Genomic DNA, 12,234 nt, shown 5'->3' with positions numbered 1-12,234 from the left:
TCGTACAGATTCGGGGCTAGGGTTAACACTATGCTGAACAAAAATAAATTATTCACACAGCGGGAGGTTAATGTGATCCCCGACGTATCAAAAGCGTTGTCCTGGCTGGAAGCGCATCCTGATGCACTGAAAGGCATTGGTCGTGGCATTGAGCGTGAAACGCTGCGTGTGCAGCCAGATGGTCATCTTGCGACGACGGCTCATCCTGAGTCGCTGGGTTCGGCCCTTAAGCATGACTGGATTACCACCGACTTTGCTGAAACGCTGCTGGAGTTTATCACCCCGGTTGATCACAGCATCGACCATATGCTCGCATTTTTGCGTGATGTCCATCGTCATGTTGCCAGCGAGCTCGGTGAAGAGCGCATGTGGCCTTTCAGCATGCCTTGCCTGATTGAGGATGCGGATAACATTACGCTGGCGCAGTATGGCAAATCCAACATTGGTCGTATGAAAACCCTTTATCGCCAGGGGCTGAAAAACCGCTATGGTGCGCTGATGCAAACCATCTCCGGGATTCATTATAATTTCTCGCTGCCACTGTCATTCTGGCAGGCATGGGCGGACGTAAAAGATTACGAGAGCGGGAAAGACACCATTTCTGCCGGCTACCTGCGGCTGATCCGAAACTATTATCGCTTTGGCTGGATCATTCCTTATCTGTTTGGTGCATCGCCTGCGATTTGCTCCAGCTTCCTGCAGGGCAAAAAAAGCGCGCTACCGTTTGATACGGATAAGAAAGGTACGCTGTGGCTGCCCTATGCAACCTCGTTGCGCCTGAGCGACCTGGGTTATACCAATAAGTCGCAAAGCTCATTGGGTATTACGTTTAACTCACTTGAGGGCTATGTCAGCGCCCTGAAAAAAGCGATTAAAACGCCCTCGGAAGACTTCGTGAAGATGGGCACCCAGGATGCAGCGGGGAACTGGTTACAGCTGAACACCAACGTTCTGCAGATTGAAAACGAACTCTACGCCCCGATTCGACCAAAGCGCGTTACCCGGTCCGGAGAAGCGCCTTCTGATGCCCTGCTTCGTGGCGGCATTGAGTACATAGAAGTGCGTTCAATGGACATCAATCCCTTTTCACCCATCGGTGTGGATGAAAACCAGGTGCGGTTCCTCGATCTGTTCCTGATTTGGTGTACGCTGGCAGACGCGCCAGAAATGAGCGCTGATGAATTACAGTGCAGTCGGCAGAACTGGAACCGTGTGGTGCTTGAAGGGCGTAAACCAGACCTTAAAATCGCCGTTGGCTGTGGTGAAGCAGAGTACTCGCTGGTCGAGATGGGGAAAACCCTGTTTGCCGATTTGCGCCGCGTTGCAGAAGCATTGGACAGTAATCAGGGGACTACAGAATATCAGCAAGTCTGCGACGAACTAGTAGCATCCTTTGACGATCCTGAGCTAACCTATTCGGCGCGTATTCTTCATGCGATGAAAGAAAACGGCGTGACCGGTACGGGGATTGCCCTGGCAGAACAGTACTGGCAGTTGCTTATCAACGAGCCACTGGAAGTGCTGAAGCCGGAAGACTTCGCGCGTCAGGCGCAGGAATCCGTCGCCGCGCAGCAGCAGCTTGAAGCGAATGATACGTTAGATTTTGAAACCTATCTGGCTGGCCGGGAAGGGTAGAAAAGAAAAAGGCCACATCAATGTGGCCAAATTAACATCTCTGTTGTCAGGGATGGATGATAACAAATGCGCGTCTTTCATATATTCAGACGCTGGGCGATCGGAAAAGTTTCATCGTTCCTAAAAAAATTTTTCAGACTAAGAGGTGACGTATGCCATTACTGGATAGTTTTACTGTTGATCACACCATCATGGCCGCGCCTGCGGTTCGTGTTGCAAAAACCATGAAGACTCCCCATGGCGATACGATTACTGTTTTCGACCTGCGCTTTTGTCGCCCGAATATCGACATCCTGACGGAACGCGGTATTCACACGCTGGAGCACCTGTTTGCAGGCTTTATGCGTAACCATCTCAACGGTAACGGTGTGGAGATTGTCGATATTTCGCCTATGGGTTGCCGTACAGGTTTCTATATGAGCCTGATTGGCACACCAGACGAGCAGCGTGTGGCACAAGCCTGGAAAGGCGCGATGGAGGACGTTCTGAAGGTGAAAGATCAGAACCAGATCCCTGAGCTGAATGAATATCAGTGTGGTAGCTATAAGCTGCACTCACTGGATGAAGCGCAACAAATTGCCCGCAACGTGCTGGCGCAGGATATCGGCGTGAACCATAACGACGATCTGAAACTGCCTGCCGAAAAACTGAAAGAACTGCACATCTAGTCTGGCTTCGGCTGTTCTGACAGTAAAACGCCGCCTGTTAGCGGCGTTTTTTATTGCGCAGCTAAAACAACGGTGTCACGTACTGTTGCCAGCCATGAAGTGGCGCAGGTTGTGACGAAAAGAAAAACCGCCTTTAGAGGCGGTTTGTCGGCATCAGGAACCTACTGATTGCTTAAGCGGTGTCCGCGGGGTAATGCGAACCTGCTTAATCATATTATCCTGCACATCCAGGATATCGACATCATAGTGATTCACCCGGACGCGCGTGTTAACGGTGGGGATCTCTTCCAGCGCTTCCAGCAACATACCGTTAATGGTGCGAGCTTCCTGCTCCGGCAGTTGCCAGTTAAAGACTTTATTAATCTCACGAATATTGGCGCTGCCTTCAATCAGCACCGAGCCATCGTTTTGCGGCATCACTTCTTCAGCCAGTGAAGGGGACATCGACGTCGTGAAATCGCCGACGATCTCTTCCAGAATATCTTCTATCGAAATCAGGCCCTTAATGTCGCCGTATTCATCCACCACCAGGCCCGTTTTTTTCTTGTTACGCTGAAACTTCACCAGTTGGATGTTGAGCGGCGTGCCTTCGGGAATGTAGTAGATCTCGTCAGCGGCACGCAGCAGCATCTCTTTCGTAAACTCTTTTTTCTCGGTCATCATGCGCCAGGCTTCGCGCACGCGCAGCATTCCGACACAGTCATCCAGCGAATCACGGAACAGGACAATGCGGCCGTGCGGTGAATGGCTTAACTGACGAATCACCGACTTCCAGTCATCATTGATGTTAATACCGACAATTTCATTACGCGGCACCATGATGTCGTCCACACTGACCTTCTCCAGGTCGAGTACGGACAGCAACATATCCTGATTACGGCGCGACATGTGCGTACGCGACTCATAGACAATGGTACGCAGTTCTTCTTTGCTGAGGGCTGAACTAATCGCACCATCCGCCCGGATGCCCACCAGGCGCATCAACAGGCGGGTAATGGTATTCAGCAACCAGACCAGCGGCAGCATGACGTATTGCAGCGGACCGAGCAGAAAACTACTGGGATAAGCGACTTTTTCTGGATAAAGCGCGGCAACCGTTTTTGGCAGGACTTCGGCAAAGACCAGCACGACAAATGTCAGGATACCGGTCGCGATGGCAACGCCTGCATCGCCATACAGACGCATTCCCACAATGGTCCCAATGGCGGATGCCAGAATGTTGACCAGGTTATTACCGATCAGGACCAGACTGATAAGACGATCCGGACGCTTTAACAATTTTTCGACGCGGCGGGCTGCGCGATGGCCATGCTTAGCCTGATGGCGCAATTTATAACGATTGAGTGTCATCATGCCGGTTTCAGAACCGGAAAAGTAGGCTGAAACCAGCACCATAATGATGAGTGTGACAATCAGGGTCGTGGTCGAAACATGTTCCACCGCAAAACTTCCTTTTTATTAAGAACTGTGAACAAGCAGGTGCTGAAGTACGCGACTGCCAAAGTAAGCCATCGTGAGCAGCAGTGCGCCGCTGCAGTTAAACCACACTACGCGACGACCGCGCCAGCCTTCATGATAGTGGCCCCACAGCAAAACGATGTAGACAAACCAGGCAATAATTGACAACACGGCCTTATCCACGTTTTCGGCGCTGAACAGGTCGTGCATGTAGAACAGGCCGGTGCACAACACCAACGTCAGCAATACAACGCCAACCTGCGTAATGTGGAACATCTTACGTTCAATGGTAAGCAGCGGCGGCATATCCTGAGTGAAAGCCAGCTTTTTGTTTTTTAACTGGTAATCGATCCACGCGAGCTGCAACGCGTACAACGCCGCAATAATCAGTGTCGCATAGGCAAACAGCGACAGGCCAATGTGAATCATGATGCCAGGCGTGGTTTCAAGATGCGTAATAAACGCATTTGGCACAAAGGTGGCAAAGGCCAGATTGATTAACGCAAAGCTATAGACAATCGGCAGCAGCAGCCAGCCGCGATTTCGCGAGGCAACAATGGTCATGATCGAACAGATCAGCAGGCTGACAAGGGAGCCAATATTGAGCAGGCTGAGATTTTGTCCGCCATCGACAGCAAAAATACGTTGCTGCAGGGCGACAGCATGTGTCACTAACGCCACACAGGCCGACAGCACAGCTAATCTGCGCCAGCCGCTTTGACGCTTCAACAGGCTGGGGATAATGAGTGCAAGACTCAGGGAGTAGGCGAACAGCGCCACAATCGCGAAAACGGACATAGTTCCTTTCAGGCATCAGTCAGATAAAGGAAAAGGGCAGTATAGCGCCAGCAGGAGCAGGCTCCAAACGATCTGAGGTGGAATTGAAGAGATCGCCACTGCTTCGTGTTATAATCCGCCGCATTCTGCCGATATGGCGCCTCGCGATTTTTTTAAGTGAGAGACAATGTTTGACAATTTAACCGATCGTTTGTCGCAAACCCTGCGCAATATCAGCGGCCGCGGAAGGCTGACTGAAGACAACATTAAAGACACGCTGCGCGAAGTTCGCATGGCGCTGCTGGAAGCTGACGTTGCGCTGCCGGTGGTGCGTGACTTCATTAATCGCGTCAAAGAGAGCGCGGTAGGCCACGACGTCAACAAAAGCCTGACGCCGGGCCAGGAATTTATCAAAATCGTCCGTAACGAACTGGTTACGGCGATGGGTGCTGAAAACAACGCGCTGGATCTTGCCGCACAGCCGCCGGCCGTTGTGCTGATGGCCGGTCTGCAGGGTGCGGGTAAAACCACCAGTGTAGGTAAGCTGGGTAAATTCCTGCGTGAAAAGCACAAGAAAAAAGTGCTGGTCGTGTCTGCGGACGTGTATCGCCCGGCGGCGATTAAACAGCTCGAAACGCTGGCGCAGCAGGTCGGTGTGGATTTCTGCCCATCGGATGTGAGCCAGAAGCCCGTTGATATCGTTAATAACGCGCTGCGTGAAGCCAAACTCAAGTTTTATGATGTATTGCTGGTGGATACCGCGGGTCGTCTGCACGTAGACGAAGCGATGATGGACGAAATCAAACAGGTTCATGCCGCGATTAATCCGGTTGAAACGCTGTTTGTCGTGGATGCCATGACCGGTCAGGATGCGGCGAATACCGCTAAAGCCTTTAATGAAGCGCTGCCGCTGACTGGGGTTATTCTGACAAAGGTGGATGGTGACGCTCGCGGCGGTGCTGCTCTGTCGATTCGCCATATCACCGGCAAGCCGATCAAATTTATGGGGATGGGCGAGAAGACCGATGCGTTGGAAGCGTTCTATCCAGACCGCATTGCCTCGCGCATTCTCGGCATGGGCGACGTGCTGTCGCTTATCGAAGATATCGAAAGCAAAGTTGACCGCGCACAAGCAGAAAAACTGGCGAAGAAACTGAAAACCGGCGACGGTTTTGATCTCAATGACTTCCTTGAGCAGTTAAAGCAGATGCGTAACATGGGCGGCATGGCGAGCCTGATGGGCAAGCTGCCAGGCATGGGGCAACTGCCAGACAACGTAAAATCGCAAATGGATGACAAAGTGCTGGTGCGCATGGAAGCCATCATCAATTCGATGACGCGTAAAGAACGTGAGAAACCTGAAATTATTAAAGGCTCGCGCAAACGCCGCATTGCCACAGGTTCAGGAATGCAGGTGCAGGACGTTAACCGCTTATTGAAGCAGTTCGACGACATGCAACGCATGATGAAGAAAATGAAGAAGGGCGGAATGGCGAAAATGATGCGCGGCATGAAAGGTATGATGCCGCCAGGTTTCCCAGGACGCTAATGGGTTCCACAAAAAAGCCTGGGATTACTCGGTTTAGGTTGCTTTTTGCGCCAAAATGAGTAAAATTTTCGGGCTTTTTATACAGCACCCGGACCCCGTTCCTCGATGGGGGCCGGGTGTTTTATTAACTGAAGAGGATGTTATGGTAACAATTCGTTTGGCACGTCACGGCGCTAAAAAGCGTCCGTTCTATCAGGTCGTCGTCACTGACAGCCGCAATGCACGCAACGGTCGCTTCATCGAGCGCGTAGGTTTCTTCAACCCGATCGCATCTGGTCAGGCAGAAGGTCTGCGTCTGGATCTGGATCGTATCGAGCACTGGGTTGGCCAGGGCGCAACGCTTTCTGATCGCGTTAACGCGCTGATCAAAGAAGCAAAGAAAGCAGCTTAATCTGTCACGGTGGTGAGCATGAGCAGACAACTTGCCGCACAGGCACCTGTTAACCCGATTGTTCTGGGTAAAATGGGTGCGGCATACGGCATTCGCGGCTGGCTCAAAGTGTTTTCCTCCACTGAAGACGCTGAAAGCATCTTTGACTACCAACCCTGGTTTATCCAGCGCGCCGGTAAATGGCAGCAGGTAGAACTGGATGGTTGGAAGCACCACAATCAGGACCTGATCATCAAAGTCAAAGGCATTGACGATCGGGATGCGGCGGCACAGTTGACCAATTGCGAAATCCAGGTCGACTCGACGCAACTGCCTGCGCTGGAAAACGGTGATTATTACTGGAAAGACCTGATGGGTTGCAAGGTAGTCAACGTTGAAGGCTACGAGCTGGGTAAAGTCATCGATATGATGGAAACCGGTTCGAACGACGTTCTCGTCGTGAAGGCAAACCTGAAAGATGCGTTTGGTGTACAGGAGCGGTTAATTCCGTTTCTTGATGAACAGGTTATCAAGAAAGTCGATCTCTCTACTGGCCTTATTGAAGTAGATTGGGATCCTGGTTTTTGATCTCCGAATCAAACGGTAACGTAACGGCGAAGACGATGTGGATTGGTGTAATTAGCCTGTTTCCAGAGATGTTTCGCGCTATTACCGATTACGGGGTAACTGGCCGGGCAGTAAAAAATGGCCTGCTCAGCGTTCAAAGCTGGAGTCCTCGTGACTTCACGCACGACCGGCACCGTACTGTGGACGAACGTCCTTATGGTGGCGGACCGGGAATGCTGATGATGGTACAACCTTTACGGGATGCCATCTCCGCAGCGAAAGCAGCGGCGGGAGAGGGTGCCAGGGTGATATATCTTTCACCTCAGGGACGCAAACTGGACCAACAGGGCGTTTGCGAACTGGCGTCACGTGACAAGCTCATCCTTGTCTGTGGTCGCTATGAAGGGATTGATGAGCGCGTAATCCAGACCGAAATTGATGAAGAATGGTCAATTGGTGATTACGTTCTCAGCGGCGGGGAACTGCCAGCGATGACGATGATTGACGCAGTCGCCCGGTTTATCCCGGGAGTCCTCGGCAAGCAGGCGTCAGCCGATGAGGATTCGTTCTCGGAGGGATTGCTGGATTGTCCGCACTATACCCGACCTGAAGTGTTAGACGGGATGGAGGTTCCGCCAGTTTTACTGTCGGGCAACCATGCCGATATTCGCCAGTGGCGTCTGAAACAGTCGCTAGGCCGTACCTGGCTGAGAAGACCTGAACTTCTGGAAAACCTGGCTCTGACTGAAGAGCAAGCAAGGTTGCTTAAGGCGTTCCAACAGGAACACCAGCGACAAAACGATGATGCGGGAGAGTGATCTTCCCTGACTATCAGTTTACCCAGGATAAGAGATTTAATTATGAGCAACATTATTAAGCAAATTGAACAAGAGCAGATGAAACAGGACGTACCTTCCTTCCGTCCGGGTGATACCGTGGAAGTGAAAGTATGGGTCGTTGAAGGTTCTAAAAAACGTCTGCAGGCATTCGAGGGCGTGGTTATCGCTATCCGTAACCGCGGTCTGCACTCTGCATTCACTGTTCGCAAAATTTCTAACGGCGAAGGCGTTGAGCGTGTCTTCCAGACTCACTCTCCGGTAATTGACAGCATCGCTGTTAAACGTCGTGGCGCTGTGCGTAAAGCCAAACTGTACTACCTGCGTGAGCGTACTGGTAAGTCTGCTCGTATCAAAGAGCGTCTTAACTAAGGTATCGCTAACGCGACATCTAAAAGTTAATAGCAAACAAGGGGTTGGCAATGTGCCAGCCCCTTTTTTTATGCCAGTGCCTATAACGATTTTTTTGCCGTCGTCTTCAGGCTAAAAGAGACAGGCCAGGATAATACGTTCTGTCTTGTTGAAAATAACATGGGGCAGAGTGGAAACGTCACGCTGTTACCGTGGATGTGCGTCAAGATCCCGGCCGGCTGCCGGTGCTGCGAGATCGCCATCGTTTTGCTGCGACACACGACATTAACTGGCATATCAGTCGCATAGCGTAGGGCTGAGGCTGAACTGATATGATCGTTACCTGATTCATTCTCATTGCCATAAGGACAGGTTTTGAAGGACGCCGTTTTTTTAGTTTCCGGTTTAATGCTTTCGCTAGCCTCATTTTATTCAGCCCGATATGCACTGGAAGGTAACAAGCATAAGTGGCTTTGCCGCTGCCTGACGGCAGTCTGGGTAAGCATGGGATTGGTGTTGTTTCCCCTTTTTCTTGCGCTGGGATTGTATGGTCCGGCCCTTATCTTTGTGGCGGCTAACGTGATTATTGTCTGGGCAGGACGCGAGCACAGAAAGGAGCTGGCGCGCAAGAACAGAAAAGCTACAGCTGTTGCGGAGCACGTTCCGGTTGTCGAGGTTGATATGCCCTGGTTAGATCTGAAAGAGATCGGCTTCAGTTATTTTGATTTTGAGGGCAGGGTCGCTTACCGACGTGTGGACGTTGAATCCTGTGATGGCATGTTTATTAAGGGCTATTGCCATTTCCACAGAAAGATGCGCGCATTCGAACTGGCACGCATCGAATACGGCAGCATCACACTGCGCAACGTAGGAAAAACTATGGACGTTAATAGCTGGTTTATTGCCTACGCTGAGGCTTATAGCCTGTAAATGCGGCCAGTTGGCAGCAGGGATGGCACGTTGATATCCAGGATCATGGCCGTTGAAAATGATAGATTGCCGCGTTAACCGGGCCGCTGTCTAAGATAATTACGCCATAGCGGTAATCAATAAAGCGGCCTCCACTTTTTTCCGCGACGCGTCTGCTGGCATAGTTGTTTTCAACCGCCAGCAGTTCAATGGTTTGCACCTCCGGACGCGCGAAGCCAAAATCCAGCAACAACTTTACCGCCTGCGTGGCAACGCCCTGACATTGCGCGTCACGTCGAACCCAGTACCCCAAAGCGCAAAACTCTCCCGGTTTTTTAGCAAAGCGAAAGCCTGCACCACCTAACAGGCGGTTCTCGGCATCCACGATGGCAAATTCTTCCGCTTCTTTAAGTGCGCGTTGTAAGTGTGTAAAGCGAATCCAGCTTTCGGCTTCATGCGGCTGATAATCCTGATGTGCCCAACTCATCCAGGGCAACAATGTGTCCAGAGAGTCGTTAACGGCTTCCGTGAAAGCCTCAATATCATGTAAATCGAAAGGGCGCAGGCGAAGTGTCGAAATCATCGGTGTCATGCTCTCATCCTTGTACGTTTCCCCCTTTATGTTAACAAGCAATTTTGCACCGGGGAATAAATTTAGTGTACATTTTAATTTACACTAAAAAATAGCTGGGGCTTTTTGTGATATTAATTAAGTTTCTGTTATTTATGATTTAATTAAGGTTATTGGCGGTGCATTTTTAATGTGGTAAATAAAGTGTACACAAAGGATTGCCAGATGTACCACTTATGATACAGTTAAGCACCTCCTCCATGAGGACCCTTTGACCGTATAAATGAGAGTAAAGGACAGGACGATGCAAAAAGACGCGTTAAACAATGTTCATATCGCCAATGAGCAAGTGTTGATTACTCCGGAAGAGCTGAAAAACAAATTCCCCTTGAGCAACGCGCAGCAGGCGCAAATCGCCGCTTCGCGCCAGACGATTGCCGATATCATTGCAGGCCGTGATCCGCGCCTGTTAGTGGTCTGTGGCCCCTGCTCAATTCACGATACGGAAGCTGCTCTGGATTATGCCCGTCGTCTGCAAAGTCTCTCTGAACAGGTAAAAGATCGCCTGTATCTTGTTATGCGCGTCTACTTTGAGAAACCCCGCACCACCGTTGGCTGGAAAGGGTTAATCAACGATCCTTACATGGATAACTCATTCGATATGGAAGCGGGTTTACATATTGCCCGTGAATTACTGGTTAACCTGGTCGATATGGGCTTACCTTTAGCTACTGAAGCGCTGGACCCAAACAGCCCGCAATATTTAGGCGATCTGTTTAGCTGGTCGGCGATCGGTGCACGTACCACGGAATCGCAAACCCACCGTGAAATGGCGTCGGGTCTGTCGATGCCGGTGGGCTTTAAAAACGGCACGGACGGAAGTTTGGGGACGGCGATCAACGCTATGCGCGCTGCAGCCATGCCTCACCGCTTTGTGGGCATCAATCAGTCCGGCCAGGTTTGCCTGCTGCAAACCCAGGGCAATCCCGATGGGCATGTGATTTTACGCGGCGGCAAAGCGCCGAATTACAGTCCGGAAGACGTAGCACAATGTGAAACTGCCATGCTTAAAGCGGGACTCCGTCCAGCCTTAATGATAGATTGCAGCCACGGTAATTCTGACAAAGATTACCGCCGTCAGCCTGGTGTTGCTCAGTCGGCCGTTGACCAGATCAAGAAAGGCAACCGTTCGATTATTGGCCTGATGCTGGAAAGCCACATTAACGAAGGCAACCAGTCTTCGGAGCAGCCGCGCAGCGATATGAAGTACGGCGTTTCTGTTACCGATGCCTGCGTCAACTGGAGCGTCACGGAGGCATTACTGCGTGAAATGCATGATGAGCTACACGAGGTGCTGTCGGCGCGTCTTTCACACGAGGTGTAGTGGGCAATGGTGGCTGAACTAAACGCATTACGCGAACAAATTGATACGGTAGATAAAGCGTTACTGGATCTACTGGCAAAACGTCTGGAACTGGTAGCGGAAGTGGGCGAAGTAAAAAGTCGTCATGGTCTACCTATCTATGTCCCGGAACGGGAGGCTTCCATGCTGGCGTCCCGTCGCAAAGAGGCGGAAGCACTGGGTGTGCCTGCCGATTTGATCGAAGACATATTGCGCCGTGTGATGCGAGAATCCTATACCAGCGAAAACGATAAAGGCTTTAAAACGCTGCGTCCCGATCTTCGTCCGGTGGTTATCGTCGGCGGTAATGGCCAGATGGGGCGGCTGTTTACTAAAATGCTGACGCTGTCGGGTTACCAGGTGAAAACGCTGGATAAAGACGACTGGGATCGGGCCGATGCGCTGTTAAGCGATGCTGGTATGGTGATTATCAGCGTGCCCATTCATCTGACTGAACAGGTCATTGAACAGCTTCCTCCACTGCCGGATGACTGCATCCTTGTGGATCTTGCTTCCGTCAAGAATCGGCCTTTACAGGCGATGCTGGCGGCGCATCGCGGACCGGTAGTGGGTTTGCATCCCATGTTCGGACCTGACAGCGGCAGCCTGGCCAAACAGGTTGTGGTCTGGTGCGATGGGCGGCAGCCCGAAGCCTATCAGTGGCTGCTGGAGCAAATACAGGTCTGGGGAGCTCGCCTGCACCGCATTGGGGCGGAAGAGCACGATCAGAACATGGCGTTTATCCAGGCGCTGCGCCATTTTGCCACTTTTGCTTATGGCCTTCACCTGGCTGAAGAGAACGTCAATCTTGATCAACTGCTGGCATTATCCTCGCCCATTTACCGGCTTGAGCTGGCAATGGTGGGGCGCTTGTTCGCGCAGGATCCGCAGCTTTATGCGGATATCATCATGTCGTCTGAAAATAACCTGAACCTTATCAAGCGCTATTATCAGCGGTTTGGTGAAGCCATTGCGCTGCTGGAGCAAGGTGATAAACACGCCTTTATCGCCAGCTTTAATCGGGTCGAAGACTGGTTTGGCGATCACGCCAAACGCTTTTTGGTTGAGAGCAGAAGCTTGCTTCGCTCGGCTAACGACAGCCGTCCGTAATGTAAAAAGGCATCCAGATGGATGCCTTTTT

The 12,234-nt window shown here is 51.3% G+C and carries 13 protein-coding genes; 10 read left to right on the top strand and 3 right to left on the bottom strand.

Going from position 1 to position 12,234, the window contains the following annotated elements; all coding sequences use genetic code 11:
• The first annotated feature begins 30 nt into the window (after positions 1–30).
• Both gshA and luxS read left to right on the top strand, forming a co-directional pair.
• Positions 31–1,635: a glutamate--cysteine ligase gene (gshA, locus tag A6A26_RS21975; protein ID WP_063880716.1), complete on the top strand. Its 1,605-nt coding sequence runs from the start codon at positions 31–33 to the stop codon at positions 1,633–1,635.
• Positions 1,636–1,787: 152 nt separating this feature from the next.
• A complete protein-coding gene (luxS, locus tag A6A26_RS21970; RefSeq protein ID WP_063880715.1) occupies positions 1,788–2,303 on the top strand; it encodes an S-ribosylhomocysteine lyase in 516 nt (171 codons plus the stop codon).
• 153 nt (positions 2,304–2,456) lie between these two features.
• Here luxS and A6A26_RS21965 read toward each other — a convergent pair whose 3' ends face one another.
• On the bottom strand, positions 2,457–3,743 hold the full coding sequence (locus tag A6A26_RS21965) for an HlyC/CorC family transporter (RefSeq protein WP_063880714.1): 1,287 nt from the start codon (positions 3,741–3,743) through the stop codon (positions 2,457–2,459).
• 18 nt (positions 3,744–3,761) lie between these two features.
• The gene (locus A6A26_RS21960) at positions 3,762–4,559 is read right to left on the bottom strand and encodes a cytochrome C assembly family protein (RefSeq protein ID WP_063880713.1); all 798 of its coding nucleotides are present in this window, start codon (positions 4,557–4,559) and stop codon (positions 3,762–3,764) included.
• A gap of 166 nt (positions 4,560–4,725) precedes the next feature.
• Between A6A26_RS21960 and ffh the strand changes: the two genes are divergently transcribed.
• The 6 genes from ffh to A6A26_RS21930 all read left to right on the top strand — a co-directional run bounded on the left by ffh (position 4,726) and on the right by A6A26_RS21930 (position 9,141).
• Positions 4,726–6,087 carry a signal recognition particle protein gene (gene ffh, locus A6A26_RS21955; protein WP_063880712.1) on the top strand — a complete coding sequence of 454 codons (1,362 nt, stop codon included), beginning with the start codon at positions 4,726–4,728 and terminating at the stop codon, positions 6,085–6,087.
• A 142-nt stretch (positions 6,088–6,229) separates the two neighbouring features.
• Positions 6,230–6,478 (top strand): 30S ribosomal protein S16, encoded by a 249-nt coding sequence (gene rpsP / locus A6A26_RS21950; protein ID WP_007893313.1) that lies wholly within the window; start codon positions 6,230–6,232, stop codon positions 6,476–6,478.
• 18 nt (positions 6,479–6,496) lie between these two features.
• Positions 6,497–7,045, top strand: a complete 549-nt coding sequence (gene rimM, locus A6A26_RS21945) for a ribosome maturation factor RimM (protein WP_063880711.1) — start codon at positions 6,497–6,499, stop codon at positions 7,043–7,045.
• Positions 7,046–7,080: 35 nt separating this feature from the next.
• Complete coding sequence (trmD, locus tag A6A26_RS21940; RefSeq protein WP_063880710.1) at positions 7,081–7,842, top strand: tRNA (guanosine(37)-N1)-methyltransferase TrmD; 762 nt, start codon at positions 7,081–7,083, stop codon at positions 7,840–7,842.
• Between the two features lie 42 nt (positions 7,843–7,884).
• A complete protein-coding gene (gene rplS / locus A6A26_RS21935; protein ID WP_013026892.1) occupies positions 7,885–8,232 on the top strand; it encodes a 50S ribosomal protein L19 in 348 nt (115 codons plus the stop codon).
• Positions 8,233–8,586: 354 nt separating this feature from the next.
• Positions 8,587–9,141, top strand: a complete 555-nt coding sequence (locus A6A26_RS21930; RefSeq protein ID WP_063880709.1) for a hypothetical protein — start codon at positions 8,587–8,589, stop codon at positions 9,139–9,141.
• A gap of 43 nt (positions 9,142–9,184) precedes the next feature.
• Here the strand turns inward: A6A26_RS21930 and A6A26_RS21925 are convergent, their stop codons facing one another.
• The gene (locus tag A6A26_RS21925; protein WP_063880708.1) at positions 9,185–9,712 is read right to left on the bottom strand and encodes a GNAT family N-acetyltransferase; all 528 of its coding nucleotides are present in this window, start codon (positions 9,710–9,712) and stop codon (positions 9,185–9,187) included.
• A gap of 283 nt (positions 9,713–9,995) precedes the next feature.
• On the opposite strand from A6A26_RS21925, the gene A6A26_RS21920 reads away from it, so the two are divergent.
• Both A6A26_RS21920 and tyrA read left to right on the top strand, forming a co-directional pair.
• Positions 9,996–11,075, top strand: a complete 1,080-nt coding sequence (locus tag A6A26_RS21920; RefSeq protein WP_063880707.1) for a 3-deoxy-7-phosphoheptulonate synthase — start codon at positions 9,996–9,998, stop codon at positions 11,073–11,075.
• Between the two features lie 6 nt (positions 11,076–11,081).
• Complete coding sequence (gene tyrA / locus A6A26_RS21915) at positions 11,082–12,203, top strand: bifunctional chorismate mutase/prephenate dehydrogenase (RefSeq protein ID WP_063880706.1); 1,122 nt, start codon at positions 11,082–11,084, stop codon at positions 12,201–12,203.
• Positions 12,204–12,234 lie beyond the last annotated feature (31 nt).

Source organism: Pantoea sp. OXWO6B1, assembly GCF_001641135.1.
Taxonomy (GTDB): Bacteria; Pseudomonadota; Gammaproteobacteria; order Enterobacterales; family Enterobacteriaceae; genus Pantoea; species Pantoea allii.
The sequence above is the reverse complement of the archived record's forward strand: the minus strand, read 5'-3'. Positions and strand labels throughout refer to the sequence as shown.

Bases quoted from the DNA above. Each gene is read 5' to 3' on its own strand.
- gshA (WP_063880716.1), top strand. From the start codon at position 31: ATGCTGAACAAAAATAAATTATTCACACAGCGGGAGGTTAATGTGATC.
- luxS (WP_063880715.1), top strand. From the start codon at position 1,788: ATGCCATTACTGGATAGTTTTACTGTTGATCACACCATCATGGCCGCG.
- A6A26_RS21960 (WP_063880713.1), bottom strand. From the start codon at position 4,559: ATGTCCGTTTTCGCGATTGTGGCGCTGTTCGCCTACTCCCTGAGTCTT.
- ffh (WP_063880712.1), top strand. From the start codon at position 4,726: ATGTTTGACAATTTAACCGATCGTTTGTCGCAAACCCTGCGCAATATC.
- rpsP (WP_007893313.1), top strand. From the start codon at position 6,230: ATGGTAACAATTCGTTTGGCACGTCACGGCGCTAAAAAGCGTCCGTTC.
- rimM (WP_063880711.1), top strand. From the start codon at position 6,497: ATGAGCAGACAACTTGCCGCACAGGCACCTGTTAACCCGATTGTTCTG.
- trmD (WP_063880710.1), top strand. From the start codon at position 7,081: ATGTGGATTGGTGTAATTAGCCTGTTTCCAGAGATGTTTCGCGCTATT.
- rplS (WP_013026892.1), top strand. From the start codon at position 7,885: ATGAGCAACATTATTAAGCAAATTGAACAAGAGCAGATGAAACAGGAC.
- A6A26_RS21925 (WP_063880708.1), bottom strand. From the start codon at position 9,712: ATGACACCGATGATTTCGACACTTCGCCTGCGCCCTTTCGATTTACAT.
- A6A26_RS21920 (WP_063880707.1), top strand. From the start codon at position 9,996: ATGCAAAAAGACGCGTTAAACAATGTTCATATCGCCAATGAGCAAGTG.
- tyrA (WP_063880706.1), top strand. From the start codon at position 11,082: ATGGTGGCTGAACTAAACGCATTACGCGAACAAATTGATACGGTAGAT.